The organism is Weissella paramesenteroides ATCC 33313 (genome assembly GCF_000160575.1).
Classification (GTDB): domain Bacteria; phylum Bacillota; class Bacilli; order Lactobacillales; family Lactobacillaceae; genus Weissella; species Weissella paramesenteroides.
The window spans coordinates 181,777-198,070 of record NZ_GG697130.1 but is presented as its reverse complement, the minus strand read 5'-3'; the positions used below and the strand labels follow the sequence as shown (position 1 = coordinate 198,070).

The window sequence follows — 16,294 nt, the reverse complement described above, 5'->3', positions numbered from 1 at the left end:
TTAATTCAGATTATATTTATCTGTTGGTCGCATGGTCTAGTTGGTTATGACGTTCGCCTGTCACGCGAAAGATCACGGGTTCGAATCCCGTTGTGACCGTTTTATATTGGCGCGGTAGCTCAGTTGGTAGAGCATACGATTGAAGCTCGTAGTGTCGACGGTTCGATTCCGCCCCGCGCCATAGCATTATAATAATGTTATGCGGATGTAGTACAATGGCTAGTGCTCCAGCCTTCCAAGCTGGGAATGCGGGTTCGATTCCCGTCGTCCGCTTTTGTAGTATGGGACTGTAGCTCAGCTGGTTAGAGCGCACCCCTGATAAGGGTGAGGTCGGAGGTTCGAGTCCTCTCAGTCCCATTTTGTTGAAAGTTTGCTTTTGACATGGGGACATACTCAAGAGGCTGAAGAGGCGCCCCTGCTAAGGGTGTAGGTCGGGAAACCGGCGCGAGGGTTCGAATCCCTCTGTCTCCGTACATTACACAATAATAGATTTGATAATTAAGGTTGTTCCCTTTAGGGGGAACAACTTTTTTGTTTTTAAAAATAACCAAAGGTTCTCCTCGAGAGGAGTAGAACTAGAACGGCACACTACTGAAACCAATTAAAGGTCGGTCAGTACAGTTATTTAGGTCACTAATGGTCTTGGTGCTTGTTAGGAACCTAAATAGCTACCTGATGATCTTTGGGGTACATGATGTATGTATTAACTGTTAATACTATATTCTTTGTATTCTGCTTAAATTAAAAGGCAACACTTATTTTTGAATAATTCATTATAAGATTGGATTAATAGAAGGAATTAACAATAGCCACAGTTTTTATCTATTCATAAAGATATGTCTTTTTATGAATTAAGTAACTTTTTTATTAATAAAAGTAAGAAAAATAAGTGGATAAGATAAGTATTGATATATTCTGATAGCTTGTCTTAAAAAATGCTTTAAAATTTGATGTCTGTAATCAAAAGAGATTCGAAAAAATTATATTTTGAAAATTAGCATACGGAAAAATGTGTAAATTAATTATTTTATGAAGTTACGATAATTTCATGAAAACAAAAACGTAATAAATGAGTGATTTAGAGTGATTATACTTATGAAAAATATCATAAAATATGTATTTAAACTATCATTAACTCCAAAAAATAATATAAAAAGACTTGTTTATTATTGAATTAACATTTATGCTAATATTATATTTTTGATTCGGAGATCAAAGACATGAAATTATTAAAAGGTAGTTTAAAACGTCGTCGCGAACAATTAGGAATTTCACAAGCTGATGTTGCAGAGGGTATTTGTCATCAGTCCTTACTATCTCGAATAGAACGCACTGATGAAATTTCAAATATCACCGTCTTACAGCAACTCTGTGCGCGCTTGCAGTTGCGCGTTTCTAGTGTTGCTAAAATTAACGAATTAACGGTTACACCATTAACGGTAATCCGTTATTTTATTGATATTGGTCAATTTGAACAGGCTGCGAATCGATTAGAAAGTTCAACATTACTACGTCGATTACCAGTCTTTGCGTTACCAGAATACAATCTATTGCGAGCTAGAATTGCGTTGTCTCAAAATCAAACAACGGTTGCAATGCAACTGTTACAAATTGCGTTAGGTGATGCGGAAAAGCATCAAATGGAATTAATGATTGAAATATATACGGAAATGGGGGCAACATGGGCAAAACAGGGTGAGTATGTCTATGCGTCAGAATATTTTGAACGTGCTTGTGGACTCATTAAAGGTTATCGACCGACAATGCGATCTGAGTTAGGAAAGGTCATTGCACACACATATTATCATCAAAGTGAATTATATCTAACAATCAATGATCCAGAAAAAGCAAGAGATCGCATTACAAAAGCATTGGCAGTTTTACCAACAAATGAGCACTTTCATCAAATTGTTAAGTTACAAAAGCTACGCGTGAAATGTTGTGAACAGTTATCATTGTTAAAAGAAAAAGCTGAGGCAAAGATGCTTATTTATGCAGCCGCAGAATTTTCTAAAGATATTAACTTACAAGATGATGTAAAAAAGTATCTAGAAGAGTTAGAAACAAATTAATAAAACACCTATCAGAATAGTTTGCACATTTGATGTGTTAGCTATCTTGATAGGTGTTTTATGTTAGTATCCTCGTTCATAATCGACCACATTATATGTCAATGGTTTATCGGTCAGAAAATCTGGTAGGTTCTTCATGAATACATGAAATAGAGATTCTGATTCACCAGCCCAGGTAGAATGCTGGGTTAATATTAGGTTATCTTGGTGCCATAATTTTGAATCTTTAGGAATAGGTTCTTGTTTAGTTACGTCTAGCGCAGCATGTTGAATACTGCCGTCATTAAGTTTATTTAATAGATCTTGTTCATTAACGGTAGAACCACGACCAATATTTACAAACAGAAATAGATTTTTAAACAAGTCTAGATGTTCTTTGTTAAAAAAGTTCTCTGTATCAGTTGTGCCAGGTAAAGCATTAATAACAATAGCAATATCTTTAGGAATTTCTTGTAGATTATCGATAGCAAAAACATTTTCAAAACTGCCCACCGGGTGACCAGTTGTATTTACACCATAGACAGTACTCCCAAAAATATGTAGATAGGCAGCAATCTGTTGACCAATACGTCCAGTTCCAAAGATGACAACCGGCAACTCCTGTAAGGTAAATTGTTGTTCAAATGGCTCCCAATGATTTTGACTTTGATAGACATGAAGACCACGAGCAAAATGGAAAATATAGCTCATTACACTTTGAGCGATTGGTACTGCTTTTTGACCACTAGTGTTCGTCAATATAATTTGATGTTTTTTTAAGTCATCAAGAGGCATAAAATCTACGCCGGCCGAAAAAGATTGGATCCATTTTAATTGATTGTTGGGTGTTTCTAGAATTTTATTAATTATTTTAGAACGCCAGCCATAACTGATAACAATATCACTGTAATCATCAGGCGTAATATTTTCTGGTGTGACAACCGTGACGTGATATTTTTCTAAAGTAGTTATATTTGCATCAGTCAGCGGTGAAAGTGCCAATAATTTTGTCGTCATATTTAATTCCTCCAAATAGGCTATTTTATTTAATTTTAAGCGAAATATCGGAAAACGTCTATTTAATAAATAACACGAAAATCAAAGAATGTTAAAAATGTGTATCAATTGAAATGATAATGAAAATATTCACAAATAAATAATATTTTGATAAAAAAATATACAAAAAAATGCTTAATAAAGTGGTAAAAGGGGCATAAACTCTGTACAATAAATTGTATATGAGCACTTATTTGCGCTTAAAACATATCTGTTGAGTAGGAGGTTAGTTGTATGAACTTGGTAGCAGGTCTTTCCATTTTAAACCTTGCAAGATTCCAGTTCGCAATGACAACAATTTTTCATTTTTTCTTTGTACCGTTGTCAATCGGGCTTGGTATTATTGTAGCGGTTATGGAAACTTTGTACGTTATAAAAAAGGATGACCAGTATAAACGAATGACAAAATTCTGGGGTAAGATTTTTATGCTCAGTTTTGCTGTTGGTGTTGTTACTGGAATTATTCAAGAATTCCAATTTGGTATGAATTGGTCTAGATATTCTCGTTATGTGGGTGATATTTTTGGGCCAGCATTAGCTGTTGAAGCTCTTGTAGCTTTCTTTTTGGAATCGACTTTCCTAGGGCTATGGTCATTTGGATGGGATCGTTTTAATAAGAAGTTACACCTATTGTTTATTTGGTTAACAACATTAGGTTCTGCATTTTCAGCTCTTTGGATTTTAGCTGCAAATTCGTTTATGCAAAATCCAGTTGGGTTCCAAGTAGATCACAAGTTTAATCGCGCTGTTTTGGTAGATTTTCCAGCATTGCTACAGAATCATCAACTATGGTTGGAATTCCCACACGTTATTTTTGCCACATTTATGGCAGGTTCATTTGTGGTAATGGGAGTTTCTGCATGGTCACTATTACGTAAACCACATCATGAAGTGAATTTCTTTAAGAAATCAGTTCAAGTGGCAGCAGTAGTAGCACTAATTGGTGTCGCAGGGTTAGCCTATACAGGTGATCGTCACTCATTGTATCTACAAGAAGATCAACCAATGAAGTTTGCTGCGACAGAAGGTATTGATAAGAATGTTGGTGGTACCCATGAACAAGCACCATGGTCTGTTATTTCTTATACTGATCCAAAGACGCATGATGTGAAATGGTCATTAGATATTCCTTATATGCTTTCAATTCTTGCACACCACTCATTAACTGGTGGTAGTCAAGGATGGCATGAACTTAACAAAGAGCTTCATGAGAAGTATGATGTAAAGTTTGGACATGACATGAATTATTACTTACCAAACAATACGATTTACTACAGTTTCCGAATCATGGCTGTTTCAGCTGGTGCATTTGGTTTATTGGCAGTTGTGGCTCTATGGTTCACTCGTAAGAAGTCTAAGGTTGATATTTCAAAGTACAAGTGGGCACTTTGGATCTTTGGGTTGGCAACCTATCTACCATTTCTTGCCATTACTTCAGGTTGGTTGATTACTGAGTTAGGTCGTGCACCATGGGTTGTTTACGGTGTGCTAACAATGGCTGATGCGGTATCGCCAAACGTATCTGCTGCATCATTACTAACATCAAATATTTTGTATTTTGCAACTTTCGCTGTGTTAGGTTTGATTATGGTTATGTTGTCACGTCGTGTGATGATTGCTGGTCCAGAATCAGTTGATGAACAAGCAACTGAAGAAAATGTGGATCCATTCTCACCAAGTGCCTTTGAAGCAGGAAAGGAGGCCTAGGTGATGACAGGATATCAAATTTTATGGTTTGTTTTGATTGCAGTACTATTTGCCGGTTTCTTTTTCCTTGAAGGATTTGATTTTGGAATCGGTATGTCATTAAAGACATTGGCCCAAAATGAAGAAGAAGAAGATGCATTGATTCGTTCAATTGGTCCTCATTGGGATGGTAATGAGGTATGGCTAATAACCGCTGGTGGGGCAATGTTTGCCGCCATGCCATTCTGGTATGCGTCACTATTCTCTGGTTTTTACCTTATTTTATTCGCAATATTGATTGGATTGATCTATCGTGGTGTATCATTTGAATTCCGCGAACAAATGCGGACTGCTAAATTCCGGAATTTGTGGACAACGATTTCATCAATAACTTCGATGTTAGTGCCTTTCTTGTTTGGTGTCTTATTTACTGACGTTGTTCAGGGGATGCCTTTGAATGCTAATGGTGATATGTCAGCTAATTTCTGGGATTACTTCAACATTTTCTCAATTGTTGGTGGTGTTGCTATGGGGTTGCTTTCATACGTCCATGGTCTAAATTATGCACGATTAAAAATTACGAATGGTTCATTGCACGATCGTATTCAAAAACAATTAAAGGTATTATATCCTATACTTTTGATTGGTGAGGTTGCTTTTGCAATTACTTTATTTGTCTTCACTGATTTCTTCACTAAAAAACCAGTAGTGACAATTATCATGTTGGCAGCTATTGTTGCCTTAACATTAATTGCATGGGCTGTGACACTAAAACAACAAAATACATGGGCATTCATTGCATTGGGATTAGTTATTATCCTAGTTGTGTCTCTGTTATTTACAGGATTATTCCCACGTGTCATTGTTGGTAATGAGTCAAATATGTCAATTCTATTAAAGAATGCAACTTCGACACCATATACGCTAAAATGGATGACAATAATTTCACTGACTGCTTTGCCAATCGTGTTGGCATATCAAATCTGGAGCTTTTACGTTTTCCGTGATCGTATCCGAGTTGAGAAGATTTCGTATTAATTATTTGTTGTCTTGAGTGATTAACAGGTCCAAAAAGGTTGGGACAATATTTGTCCCAACCTTTTTATACATATCTGATTTATTCTAGAAATGAAAGGAATTATTTTATGTTAGATAAACGTTTATTTAGCTTTGCTGGTGCGAAGAAAGCGTTAGGCCTTCTTTGTCTCCTGACATTTATTCAATCTCTCGCTATTGTTGGTCAAGGGCGGGCGATTAGTATCGCATTAACAAAATTATGGCAACATCATCCATTGAAGTCAGTTTTTTGGATTGTTTTAATATTTATTGGTGCGTATGTTTTACGTCAACTAATGGGGGTTTTTAAGGAATATGTTTTGGCACCATTCGCTGACAAAACAACTGGTATGTTGCAAAGTAAGTTAACGCAACAATATGCAAAATTAGGACCAAGTGCGATTACTAGTTTAGGAACTGGGAAATCAGTAACTTTAGCAGTTGAAGGAATCGATCAAGTGCATGATTACTTTACACTAGTTTTGGTTAAACTTTTTGATATGATGATTATTCCATGGGTTATTTTGGCATATATTTTCACTATTAATTGGAAACAAGCTATTTTTCTATTTATGATTTATCCAGTGATTGTCTTATTCATGATTATCTTAGGCTATGCAGCTCAAGCAAAAGCAGATCGGGAATATGATACGTTTAATAGATTATCAAATCATTTCGTGGATTCGCTGCGTGGTTTGACTACGTTGAAGCAACTTGGTCTAGCAAAACAGTATGCTAACAATATTTATGATGTTTCTGAAGAACATCGTAAGGCAACAATGAGCACGTTGAAAATTGCAATATTGTCGACGTTTGCTTTGGATTTTTTTACAACATTATCAATCGCTATTGTCGCTTTGTTCTTGGGTCTAGGTTTAATGAATGGGACAATGCCACTATTGCCAGCCTTGACGATATTAGTTTTGGCACCTGAGTATTTTTTGCCAATTCGAAACTTTGCCAATGATTATCATGCAACTCTTAATGGGAAAAATTCATTTGCTGATATTATGAACTTACTTGATAAAAAGCTTGCTGATGACACGAATATTTACCATAGTAAACAGCAACAATGGCAAAATGATGATACATTGCAACTACAAGGAGTTAATTACGAATACCCTGGTGCCACAGAACCAGCATTGAAAGATATTAATCTTTCACTTAAAGGTCATCAGAGAGTTGCTATCGTTGGAACTTCAGGATCAGGTAAATCGACACTTTTGAATTTATTAGGTGGTTTTTTAATTGGAGACGGCGAGGTGCAATTAAACAAGCAAAAGATGCCACATCTTCAACAAAAAGATTGGCAAAATCAATTGCAAGTTCTACCACAAAGACCATATATTTTTCACGATACGTTACGTGGTAATCTATCTTTTTATTCTCCTGAAAAAACAGATGCTGAGCTAGTCGACGCCTTGCATACAGTCGGGCTGGGTGAATGGTATGACGGATTAGAGCAAGGATTAGACACGCTGATCGGCGAAGGAGCAATGAAAACGTCAGGTGGACAAGCACAACGAATTGGGTTGGCCAGAATTTTATTGGATCAGAACAGACGAGTGTTGTTGTTAGATGAACCAACGGCGCACTTAGATATCGAAACAGAGGTTCATTTGAAAGAAACAATGGTGCCATTATTTGAGCAAAGACTAGTGATTTTTGCCACACACCGGTTACACTGGTTGACCGAGATGGACTGGATCATTGTCATGCGTGACGGTGAAATTGTTGAGCAAGGAACCTTAACTGATTTAAAGGCCAATGACGGTTACTTTGTAAGTTTGCAATCAGCAATGCGAGGTGGCAAAAATGCATAAGATGTTAGAATTAATTAAAAAAGATACATGGGTATTTCCTTATTTAAAGTCGTATAAAAAATTACTAGTTTTAATTATCTTTTTGGGATTTATGACGACTTTTTCTGGGGCAGCCTTAATGTTTACATCTGGGTTCTTGATTTCCAGATCAGCGCAAATTCCTGAAAATATTTTGATGGTTTATGTTCCTATTGTGTTAACGCGTGCGTTTGGAATTGGCCGACCAACTTTTCGGTATGCTGAACGACTAGTTTCACATAATTGGGTATTAAAAATAGTTTCAGTGTTTCGTCGACGTTTATATGAACTTGTTGAAGTTGGTACAAAGTCTGTCTATGCGAAGTCACAAACTGGAGAAGTCTTAAATGTTCTGGATAATGATTTATTTAAGATTGAAAACTTTTATTTGCGAACATTATTCCCAACAGTAATTGGTCTCGTAATTTATGTCCTAATTGCTATTGGTGTTGGTATCTTCAATTGGGGCTTTGCGCTTGCCATACTATTGATATTGGGAATGACAGTCATTGTTGCACCGATGGTCACTTTAGCAGTGAATGGTGCCCGCGATTTTAAACAGCAACAGTTAGAAGGACAATTGTATACCGATTTAACTGATTCTGTGATGGGCTTGCAAGATTGGATTTTGGCTGGTCGAACGCAGGAATTATTTGATCGGCAACAGAATGATTTTGATGCAATAAATAAAATTAAATCAAAGCAGTCTCATTTTAACTGGTGGCGAGATATGTTTGGTGCACTGGTTATTGGGGCGGCTGCAGTTATTTTGATGATTTTTGCCACACGTCAATTTGGTAATGATAGTTTTGGGGTTAATTGGATTGCAGCTTTTGTCTTAGCGATTTTTCCAGCTGAAGATGCTTTAACAACCATTAGTACAGGTGTCGGAGAATGGCCACGATATCAAGATTCAATTCAAAGATTAAACAAGATGGATGCGCAATCGAAACAGGAGTGGCAAAAAAGTGATGAACAATCAACAGGTTTAATAACTGAACCAGAAATTAAGTTTAATCAAGTTAATTTTAGTTATAATGACAGTAAGTTAGTTTTGGAGAACCTAAATCTAACCATTAAAAATGGTCAAAAGTTAGCTATTTTGGGACAATCTGGTGCTGGAAAAACAACATTGTTAAAGTTATTATTAGGTGATGAGTACCCTGATAGTGGGGCAATTACAATTAATGACCATAATATTAGCTCGTTGCAACAGCAGCGCTCAGATATTATTTCAGTATTGGATCAACAACCCCATATATTTGCCAGTTCAGTTGCTAATAATCTGCGATTAGGTAATTTAAAGGCTACTGATGAACAACTCTGGGATGTTTTAAAACAAGTATCTTTGATAGATCTAGTTCGTAGTTTGCCAGAAGGATTGGATACACCAATGACGGAGATGGGAAGTCGTTTCTCGGGTGGTGAACAACAACGATTTGCTTTAGCACGTGTCTTATTACAAGATACACCAATTGTTGTGCTTGATGAGCCGACCGTTGCGTTAGACCCAATTACGGAACTGACTGTACTAAAGACTATTTTTGAGACACTGTCTGATCGAACGATTATTTGGGTGACCCACCATTTAACTGGTATTGAGTTTGTCGATGATGTGATTTTTATTGAAAACAAAAAAATATCAATGCAAGGTACGCCTGAACAATTGATGACGACAGAACCTAGATTTAAAAGATTACTGCAGATGGATCATGGAAATTTAATTGACATATAAGAGGGTGATTTTCTGGTTAAGACAAAGAAAAGGCATACGAAAAAGAAGAAAAATTTCATACGAACTTTCTTTGTTGAGAAAGGTCAGCTACATAAGGGTCGCGTATTTTTATGTGTGGTTATTTTACTAAGTATTGGATTTTGGCAAACGGATATACGTATACAACAGGCGAATAAAGAAAAAACAACAGAAGAGGTGTCTCAAGTGCCAGTTTCTCGAGAAGCATTCATAGAAAAAATTGCCCCTGAGGCCCAGAAACTTGAGAAACAATACGGCGTATTAGCATCTATTAGTATTGCTCAAGCTGCTCTAGAGTCAAATTGGGGTCAATCTGAACTGTCAGCTAAGTACAATAATTTTTTTGGTGTAAAGTCTTCAGCTGGTCAACCAAGTGTCACACTCGCAACCAAGGAGTTTGAAAATAACCAATGGGTCACGATCAATGATTCATTTCGAGTCTATAACAGTTGGCAAGATTCGATGGCAAGTCATGCGAAATTGCTAGTCAGTGGCACGTCAGATAACCCACAACGGTATGCAACGGTTGTTCAAGCAACTGATTATAAAACAGCAGCGAATGGATTAGTAACTGGGGGATATGCAACAGATCCGACATACGCTGACAAAATAATTCATATGATTGAAACTTATCACTTAAATAAGTATGATGATAAATAGAAATGGATGAAAAGGGTGAGAACATGAGTTATGAAATTTTACCAGGTGCAACGATTGGTATAATTGGTGAAGGCATTACTAGCCGTTACTTGGCACAAGCTGCTCATAATATGGGGTATCAAGTTGCAGCATATAGTAGTACTGCTGAATCAGTAGTATTTAAAGACGCAGACTACCGTTTCTTAGGGGAGAAGGATAATGATGATGAAATTGAAAGTTTTGCCGCATTATCTGACATGATAACTTATACATCAGCGTGGTTACCAACACAAATTACGAATCAGTTGACTAATCAAGTCGTGCCACAGGGAACAACAATATTAGATATTACTGATGATCATGCATTAGCCAAAGCTTTTTATGAAAGTGAATCATTAAATATACTGCCGTACGAAACAGGTAGTTCATTAGACGAAATTGCCCAAGCAGGTACCAAGTTAGGTTATCCAATCATTGTAAAGCCTGTGTTTAAACACAAACATATTGATGATCAAGTAATTTTGCGTGGAGATTGGGATCTTGGATTGGTAGCACCACTAATTGATGGTGGTACATTGCTGGTAGAACCATGGCTTGAGAACACGCAATCATTTGTTATGACTGCCGTTCGAGGTTCACATGATGAGACAACATTGTATCCATTGCGACAAGTAGAAACTCCTGAACCAGGGTTAACAAGAGCATGGACAGTTGGGGATGTTTCAGATGAAATTGTTACAGAAATTAAGAAGGTGACTGAAAAGTTAGGCCAGGCTCTTAATTATATTGGTGCTTATGATGTCACATTTTTGGTTTCCGAGAATGGCACGCTTTATTTACGTAACACGATTCCTGGTTTGTCTAAGACAACAGTTCTTTATGATGTTTCTGTTAATATTGGTGTGACAATGCAACACTTAAGAGCAGTGACTGGTCAGCGGCTATCAGAAGTTGTTTTTGAAGCGGCTGCAATCTATATGCCTATCAGTGATAAAGAAGAATTCAAGTTATATAGACATTGGCAAATTCAGCCACACTGGCAAGTTTCAATTTACCACTCGCCAACTTTATTACCACAAATTGGTCATGTTTTAGCTGCAGGATCAAGTTCTGAACAATTGTTGAATCAGTTACATGTTGCTGGTGTTTGGCAATTTAACGATTAAATGAAAAAAAGCGCGTGTTACAGCAAGGATTTAGTCTTTTGGAACACGTTTAAAGGGCTGGAACGTCAAAACGTCCCAGCCCTTTGTTTTTTGTATTTGGTTAGAAAGAAATTTGCAACAAGGTAATGAATACACTGGCAAATGATAGAATAAGCATAAAGATGACAAATCCTTGAATAACCTTTTGCATTGTTGATTTTTTCTTTTTCGTATTTTTTTGCATTATGGTACCTCTAACTTTTCATTTAGTCTATTGTATCAAAAAAATGGTATAACGTACCACAGAGCGATTAAATAAAGGTATAATAAATAGATTAATGAATTTAAGGAGGCAAGGATGCTGACATTATTTAATTGGCCAGTTACCGTTTTCATTGCTATAATTCTGCTAATTGTACTTTGGATTATCAAACAAGTGTTTTTTCAAAATAATTGGCCAAAGAATATAAAGGTTACAGATATTGCTGTTTTTTTTGCATGGTGGAGCATTGCTGTGACAACGTTTGAGGTTTGGCATATCATAATGCTTGCGCCTATGCTGTTAATGTTTGTTGTTTGGGGTATTGCGCTGGCTCTATATCAAGGATTTGTCCGTGAAAATTTCGAGACAAGACGATTTTGGCTTATTTGGTGGCGAATCAGTACACTTGCCAGCTATGTTGTTTTAATTGGTATTTCAGCCTTTGCCTACTTTATAACTCGTACTTAAGAATAAGGAGTAAATACATGGAAAAAATTAGTGGATACGTAAAAACATGGCAATCAGATAAGGGCTTTGGTTTTATTGAATTGAAAGGTGAAGATGATGTCTTTGTACATTTTTCAGCAATTCAAACGCCACGAGTTCGTGATTTGACGGTTGGTCAAGAGGTTAAATTAGTTGTTGTTCAAGGTATTCGTGGTCCTCAAGCAGCAGCAGTTGAAGTCTTGGATTAATAATTGATTGGAGGTCAATGACATGATAGATTTATCAGCAGATACGAATAAATTTAAGGAAACGGTCTTAAATGAGGAAGAAAAGTATAATGGCCATATCATTCGGGCGGCAGAACAGACAGTTGCATTACCTGATGGTCGTCAAGCAAAACGTGATATTGTCTATCATGCCGATGCAATTGCGATTCTAGCACTGACAGCAGATAACAAAATGATTCTAGAAAAACAATGGCGTGCTCCAGTTCAAAAATTAACCTTGGAAGTGCCTGCTGGTAAAATTGATACGCGAGACAAAACAACACTTGATGCAGTAAATCGGGAATTAAATGAAGAAACAAGACTTCAAGCGCATCATGTGGAGAAAATAACGGGATTTTATTCTTCAATTGGTTTTTCAAATGAGTACATGACGCTATATCTAGCAACTGATTTATCGTCTGTGACACACGAATTACCACAAGATGATGATGAAAAAATTGACTTAGTTTATGTTAGTTATGAAGAAGCCACTGTATTATTTGAGAACGGACAATTGGAGGATGCTAAGACTAATATGGCATACCTTTACTGGCGTACTTTACAATAATAGGTGAACATAATGGTATTTAAAAAAAAGTCACAAGTAACAACTCGGCAACAACGTTCAAAAGTTGTTGATAATTCTAAGCCGGGGGTAGAAGGTGAGAATCGCGAGGATAATATTGCTTCACCTGAATTATTAACTCGTGAAGAGCACCGAATTACCAGACATGGTCGTTATGAATTGGATTCACAAACACGTAAGCTGACAAAGAATGGTAAAACATCACGATTGAAACATCGGTTAAATGTAACGATTATTGTTTTGATAGTGTTAATTATTATAACTTACCTAATACTATTCTTTTTGTAGTAGACGATTAAAATAAAGGAGAGATTTTTTAATGCGATATGGTGTAATAAATGCAATGGCAGAGGAAAAGGCAGCATTAGTTGATGCAATGATTGATGAAAAAAAGACAACCATTGCGGGAAAACTATTTCATCATGGAAAGATTGGTCATGTGGATGTTGTCGTTGTAGAATCCGGTATTGGTAAGGTTGCTTCTGCTTTAACCACGACGTTACTAATCACTAATTTTGGTGTTGATGCCGTAATTAACTCGGGGTCAGCAGGTGCTTTGGGAACTGATTTACGAATTGGTGATATTGTCATTGCTGATTACCTTGCGTATGCAGATGCAGATGCGCGTGCTTTTGGATATGCATATGGGCAAGTACCACAACAACCTGCTCGTTTTAAAGCAGATACTGATTTATCAAATGATTTGTCAGAATCATATGAGAAAGTGACAGATGCTCGTTTGGTGCGAGGATTAGTTGTGACAAGTGATTCGTTTATTGCAAGTAATGAGCAAAAGCAAACAATCTTAACACACTTTCCTGAAGCACAATCAGCAGAAATGGAAGGTGCCTCAATTGCTCAGGTGGCTAATTATTTTGATGTGCCATTTGCAGTTGTGCGTGCCATTTCAGACAATGCTAACGGTGAAGCAGGGATGACTTTTGACGATTTTATTGTTGAGGCAGGACAACAATCGGCACAAGTTCTCATTAATTTTTTTGAGGCACAAGCTTAATCATAGTAGAGGAGGAGATTAAAATGGCCTTTGAAACAACTGTTAAAGTTCCTGGGGATGATGTTGTCTACCAATTTAATCCACAATTAAAACAATATGCATTAGGCGATACTGGTTTTGTAAAGAATAATGCCGGATCATACGTGATGAATCGTTCATTAGAACCAGAAAAAGGGTTAGATAATGCGATTAAGTTAAAAGTTGTTGTGAACAAACAATTGACGGGCATTAAAATAAAGACGATTAATCCTAGTGGCAATGCAACAATAAACATTTTTAAACATGAACATCATGAAGATTTAGTATCATTGTATCGCTTTTATTTGAATGAATTAGTTACACGGGAAATCATAAAAAAAGTATAAGACATTTTAGGAGCAGTTTGACGTCCATTCGTCGAACTGCTTTTTATCAATCTAAAAGTAAAAAAACGAGAAATAAATTAACTTTAATACTGTTACATTGTCGTAATCAATAAAGCTTTATTTCTAAAAATATAAAGTGTTAAAAAGAATTTAGCGATTTTGATAAAATTAATGTTCTTATTTAACCGGTTAATCATTATTTTAAGAAAGCTATTATGACAGTCATTTAGAACGGTACAAGGTATGATGTTACAATTTAATTTCTAACAAAAAGTTTGTTTGTGATACATGTGTAACGCAATGTCGCAGCATTGTAACGAATAACAGTCTGAGCTTGGTAAACTATTACTTGTCGTTAAGAGTTCAGTTCCCAACGCAGTGATAATTCCTGTGTTGCAGAGGACTGGATAGATTAAATGCTATAATTAGCAAACATCAAGGAGAATTATTTACCATGAATAAGAAAGTACTTACTGCATTAACTGTCGCTGGTATTGCAACTGCTGCAATGGCCACTGACGTATCAGCTGATACGTACACTGTTAAGTCAGGAGACACTCTATCATCAATCGCCGCAAATCATAACACCACAGTTGACCGTATCTTGAATGTTAACAAAATTGCAGATGCCAACTTGATTTTTGTTGGTGAGCAATTTGAATTAGATGATCAAGTTGCAGCTTCAACACCAGCTGTAACACCAGCATCTAGTGCTGTTGCTACACAACAATCAGCCGCAACTTCAGTCGCTTCAGTAGCACCAGCTGCTAGTCAGGCAACTTCACAAGCTGCGCCAGCATCTAGTGCAGCAACAACACAAACTACTTCAACAAGTTCAGCTTCAGGATCAACATATGACCAATTTATTGCTGCTGGTGGAACTTCAGCATTGTGGACTTCAGTTGTAATGCCTGAGTCAGGCGGAAATGTTAATGCATCAAATGGTCAATATCATGGATTAGGTCAAACTAATCAATCATGGGGCTATGGCTCTGTTGCATCACAAACACAAGGTATGTTGAACTACGCAACTTCACGTTACGGTTCAGTTGAAAATGCCATTTCATTCCGTGCAGCTAACGGTTGGTGGTAAACCGAGTGGGTTTAAACAACTAACTTATAAAATTTAAAAGGTTACATCTTAAACTGGGAATGATTCCAGTTTAGATGTAACCTTTTTATTTTTATATTAATTTTTTACATGTTGCTGTGTGTTCAATGGAAAGTGATTTGTACTTTCGTCAATGGGCCATAACCAATAATTGTTATTTGCCAGTAGCTGTGTTTGTTTGGTATGGAGTGCCATCATATCAGAAAATTTTATTTGCCTTAACTCTGATGGAAAAGTGTGGACTTGAATAGGATAAACTTGAGAAACTAGTTCACGACTTTCATCAACTAGTAGGGCAAATCTTGGCTTTACGGTTGGTGCAAGGTAAATTTTGATCATCATAACTCCTTATTTCAAATGTCTCGGAAAAGTTCTTGCCAAGCATTTTTATCAAGCTTCGATTTCTTGTGATGTGTACGAGGTTTTTTTACATAAGTTGCTTTTTTAAATTCACGCACAATGTCGGCTTGTACTTCTCTTTCTGGGGGTAAGTTCTGGAGAATAAATTCGACCGTCTGTGGGGGTAAGTTTTTAAATGCCGTTTGATGATCAATAAACCAGTGGCGCATTTCCTGATTTAAACCAGCATGTCGACGGATACGTTGCAACAATTCATCGAGTCCAAAATTTAATTGATGGATTTCAGTTTGTAATTGGCGAGCGACTGGTTCAGGAATGCCGATATGATCAGCAAAATGAGTGATACCTAGTTTTATTTCTTCACCCAAATCATTGGCAAGAACGTATTGATACTTTAGGCGACGACCACAGTCACAATATAACTGAGGTTTATGAGTGTCTTCATAATTAAAATTTTCATGATAAGCAACTAAGGACCAATGTCGCCCATGTCCGACTAATTCATGATTCATAAATAGTGATGTTTGTTGATAACGAATATGCTTTTGTATAGCAGCTTGTTGCTCACTAGTTAATTGGTGCCACGTTTCTGCACGCCGTTGTTTTGTGAGTGAGACCTTTTTAGTTTTTTGTTTAGTAACTGGCATGATTTTAA

The 16,294-nt window shown here is 36.6% G+C and carries 18 protein-coding genes and 5 tRNA genes; 19 read left to right on the top strand and 4 right to left on the bottom strand.

All coding sequences use genetic code 11. The features are described 5' to 3' along the window. Positions 1 to 25: 25 nt before the first annotated feature. The 6 genes from HMPREF0877_RS06960 (at position 26) to HMPREF0877_RS06935 (ending at position 2,072) form a co-directional block, all read left to right on the top strand. Positions 26 to 99, top strand: a tRNA-Asp gene (locus HMPREF0877_RS06960). 9 nt (positions 100 to 108) lie between these two features. Continuing rightward, positions 109 to 181: transfer RNA gene (locus HMPREF0877_RS06955), tRNA-Phe, on the top strand. Positions 182 to 201: 20 nt separating this feature from the next. Beyond that, a tRNA-Gly gene (locus HMPREF0877_RS06950) sits at positions 202 to 273 on the top strand. A gap of 10 nt (positions 274 to 283) precedes the next feature. Further along, a tRNA-Ile gene (locus HMPREF0877_RS06945) sits at positions 284 to 357 on the top strand. Positions 358 to 383: 26 nt separating this feature from the next. After that, positions 384 to 471, top strand: a tRNA-Ser gene (locus HMPREF0877_RS06940). 749 nt (positions 472 to 1,220) lie between these two features. Next, positions 1,221 to 2,072, top strand: coding sequence for a helix-turn-helix domain-containing protein (locus HMPREF0877_RS06935; protein ID WP_002828603.1), 852 nt, complete (start codon positions 1,221 to 1,223; stop codon positions 2,070 to 2,072). Between the two features lie 63 nt (positions 2,073 to 2,135). Here the strand turns inward: HMPREF0877_RS06935 and HMPREF0877_RS06930 are convergent, their stop codons facing one another. Next, on the bottom strand, positions 2,136 to 3,068 hold the full coding sequence (locus HMPREF0877_RS06930; protein WP_002828602.1) for an NAD(P)-dependent oxidoreductase: 933 nt from the start codon (positions 3,066 to 3,068) through the stop codon (positions 2,136 to 2,138). A gap of 273 nt (positions 3,069 to 3,341) precedes the next feature. Here HMPREF0877_RS06930 and HMPREF0877_RS06925 point away from each other — a divergent pair, with 273 nt between their 5' ends. The 6 genes from HMPREF0877_RS06925 (at position 3,342) to HMPREF0877_RS06900 (ending at position 11,248) form a co-directional block, all read left to right on the top strand. Further along, entirely contained in the window at positions 3,342 to 4,814 is a 1,473-nt protein-coding gene (locus HMPREF0877_RS06925; RefSeq protein WP_002828601.1) for a cytochrome ubiquinol oxidase subunit I, read from the top strand. Positions 4,815 to 4,817: 3 nt separating this feature from the next. Then, the gene (cydB, locus tag HMPREF0877_RS06920; protein ID WP_040760884.1) at positions 4,818 to 5,831 is read left to right on the top strand and encodes a cytochrome d ubiquinol oxidase subunit II; all 1,014 of its coding nucleotides are present in this window, start codon (positions 4,818 to 4,820) and stop codon (positions 5,829 to 5,831) included. 107 nt (positions 5,832 to 5,938) lie between these two features. Further along, positions 5,939 to 7,672, top strand: coding sequence for a thiol reductant ABC exporter subunit CydD (gene cydD / locus HMPREF0877_RS06915; RefSeq protein ID WP_002828599.1), 1,734 nt, complete (start codon positions 5,939 to 5,941; stop codon positions 7,670 to 7,672). After that, complete coding sequence (gene cydC, locus HMPREF0877_RS06910; RefSeq protein WP_002828598.1) at positions 7,665 to 9,425, top strand: thiol reductant ABC exporter subunit CydC; 1,761 nt, start codon at positions 7,665 to 7,667, stop codon at positions 9,423 to 9,425. The genes cydD and cydC overlap by 8 nt, the downstream gene beginning before the upstream one ends. A gap of 204 nt (positions 9,426 to 9,629) precedes the next feature. Next, a complete protein-coding gene (locus HMPREF0877_RS06905) occupies positions 9,630 to 10,103 on the top strand; it encodes a glycoside hydrolase family 73 protein (RefSeq protein WP_238335588.1) in 474 nt (157 codons plus the stop codon). Between the two features lie 23 nt (positions 10,104 to 10,126). Next, positions 10,127 to 11,248: an ATP-grasp domain-containing protein gene (locus tag HMPREF0877_RS06900; protein ID WP_040760928.1), complete on the top strand. Its 1,122-nt coding sequence runs from the start codon at positions 10,127 to 10,129 to the stop codon at positions 11,246 to 11,248. Positions 11,249 to 11,348: 100 nt separating this feature from the next. On the opposite strand, the gene HMPREF0877_RS10005 is transcribed toward HMPREF0877_RS06900, so the two are convergent. After that, positions 11,349 to 11,471 (bottom strand): DUF4044 domain-containing protein, encoded by a 123-nt coding sequence (locus HMPREF0877_RS10005; protein ID WP_002828593.1) that lies wholly within the window; start codon positions 11,469 to 11,471, stop codon positions 11,349 to 11,351. 114 nt (positions 11,472 to 11,585) lie between these two features. Between HMPREF0877_RS10005 and HMPREF0877_RS06895 the strand changes: the two genes are divergently transcribed. From HMPREF0877_RS06895 to HMPREF0877_RS06865, 7 genes are all read left to right on the top strand, one after another. Continuing rightward, positions 11,586 to 11,957: a DUF3397 family protein gene (locus tag HMPREF0877_RS06895; protein WP_002828592.1), complete on the top strand. Its 372-nt coding sequence runs from the start codon at positions 11,586 to 11,588 to the stop codon at positions 11,955 to 11,957. 26 nt (positions 11,958 to 11,983) lie between these two features. Continuing rightward, complete coding sequence (locus HMPREF0877_RS06890; protein ID WP_348650840.1) at positions 11,984 to 12,184, top strand: cold-shock protein; 201 nt, start codon at positions 11,984 to 11,986, stop codon at positions 12,182 to 12,184. Between the two features lie 22 nt (positions 12,185 to 12,206). Beyond that, positions 12,207 to 12,770: an NUDIX hydrolase gene (locus HMPREF0877_RS06885; RefSeq protein ID WP_002828589.1), complete on the top strand. Its 564-nt coding sequence runs from the start codon at positions 12,207 to 12,209 to the stop codon at positions 12,768 to 12,770. A 12-nt stretch (positions 12,771 to 12,782) separates the two neighbouring features. Then, the gene (locus HMPREF0877_RS06880; protein ID WP_002828588.1) at positions 12,783 to 13,076 is read left to right on the top strand and encodes a hypothetical protein; all 294 of its coding nucleotides are present in this window, start codon (positions 12,783 to 12,785) and stop codon (positions 13,074 to 13,076) included. Positions 13,077 to 13,107: 31 nt separating this feature from the next. Further along, entirely contained in the window at positions 13,108 to 13,803 is a 696-nt protein-coding gene (locus HMPREF0877_RS06875) for a 5'-methylthioadenosine/adenosylhomocysteine nucleosidase (protein ID WP_002828587.1), read from the top strand. A gap of 23 nt (positions 13,804 to 13,826) precedes the next feature. Then, positions 13,827 to 14,168, top strand: coding sequence for a cysteine desulfurase (locus HMPREF0877_RS06870; RefSeq protein ID WP_002828586.1), 342 nt, complete (start codon positions 13,827 to 13,829; stop codon positions 14,166 to 14,168). A gap of 454 nt (positions 14,169 to 14,622) precedes the next feature. Then, complete coding sequence (locus HMPREF0877_RS06865; RefSeq protein WP_002828585.1) at positions 14,623 to 15,261, top strand: LysM peptidoglycan-binding domain-containing protein; 639 nt, start codon at positions 14,623 to 14,625, stop codon at positions 15,259 to 15,261. 96 nt (positions 15,262 to 15,357) lie between these two features. Here the strand turns inward: HMPREF0877_RS06865 and HMPREF0877_RS06860 are convergent, their stop codons facing one another. Then, positions 15,358 to 15,618, bottom strand: coding sequence for a hypothetical protein (locus HMPREF0877_RS06860; RefSeq protein ID WP_002828584.1), 261 nt, complete (start codon positions 15,616 to 15,618; stop codon positions 15,358 to 15,360). A 14-nt stretch (positions 15,619 to 15,632) separates the two neighbouring features. Then, positions 15,633 to 16,286, bottom strand: a complete 654-nt coding sequence (locus tag HMPREF0877_RS06855) for a hypothetical protein (RefSeq protein ID WP_002828583.1) — start codon at positions 16,284 to 16,286, stop codon at positions 15,633 to 15,635. Positions 16,287 to 16,294 lie beyond the last annotated feature (8 nt).

Bases quoted from the DNA above. Each gene is read 5' to 3' on its own strand.
- HMPREF0877_RS06935 (WP_002828603.1), top strand. From the start codon at position 1,221: ATGAAATTATTAAAAGGTAGTTTAAAACGTCGTCGCGAACAATTAGGA.
- HMPREF0877_RS06930 (WP_002828602.1), bottom strand. From the start codon at position 3,068: ATGACGACAAAATTATTGGCACTTTCACCGCTGACTGATGCAAATATA.
- HMPREF0877_RS06925 (WP_002828601.1), top strand. From the start codon at position 3,342: ATGAACTTGGTAGCAGGTCTTTCCATTTTAAACCTTGCAAGATTCCAG.
- cydB (WP_040760884.1), top strand. From the start codon at position 4,818: ATGACAGGATATCAAATTTTATGGTTTGTTTTGATTGCAGTACTATTT.
- cydD (WP_002828599.1), top strand. From the start codon at position 5,939: ATGTTAGATAAACGTTTATTTAGCTTTGCTGGTGCGAAGAAAGCGTTA.
- cydC (WP_002828598.1), top strand. From the start codon at position 7,665: ATGCATAAGATGTTAGAATTAATTAAAAAAGATACATGGGTATTTCCT.
- HMPREF0877_RS06900 (WP_040760928.1), top strand. From the start codon at position 10,127: ATGAGTTATGAAATTTTACCAGGTGCAACGATTGGTATAATTGGTGAA.
- HMPREF0877_RS10005 (WP_002828593.1), bottom strand. From the start codon at position 11,471: ATGCAAAAAAATACGAAAAAGAAAAAATCAACAATGCAAAAGGTTATT.
- HMPREF0877_RS06895 (WP_002828592.1), top strand. From the start codon at position 11,586: ATGCTGACATTATTTAATTGGCCAGTTACCGTTTTCATTGCTATAATT.
- HMPREF0877_RS06885 (WP_002828589.1), top strand. From the start codon at position 12,207: ATGATAGATTTATCAGCAGATACGAATAAATTTAAGGAAACGGTCTTA.
- HMPREF0877_RS06880 (WP_002828588.1), top strand. From the start codon at position 12,783: ATGGTATTTAAAAAAAAGTCACAAGTAACAACTCGGCAACAACGTTCA.
- HMPREF0877_RS06875 (WP_002828587.1), top strand. From the start codon at position 13,108: ATGCGATATGGTGTAATAAATGCAATGGCAGAGGAAAAGGCAGCATTA.
- HMPREF0877_RS06870 (WP_002828586.1), top strand. From the start codon at position 13,827: ATGGCCTTTGAAACAACTGTTAAAGTTCCTGGGGATGATGTTGTCTAC.
- HMPREF0877_RS06865 (WP_002828585.1), top strand. From the start codon at position 14,623: ATGAATAAGAAAGTACTTACTGCATTAACTGTCGCTGGTATTGCAACT.
- HMPREF0877_RS06860 (WP_002828584.1), bottom strand. From the start codon at position 15,618: ATGATCAAAATTTACCTTGCACCAACCGTAAAGCCAAGATTTGCCCTA.
- HMPREF0877_RS06855 (WP_002828583.1), bottom strand. From the start codon at position 16,286: ATGCCAGTTACTAAACAAAAAACTAAAAAGGTCTCACTCACAAAACAA.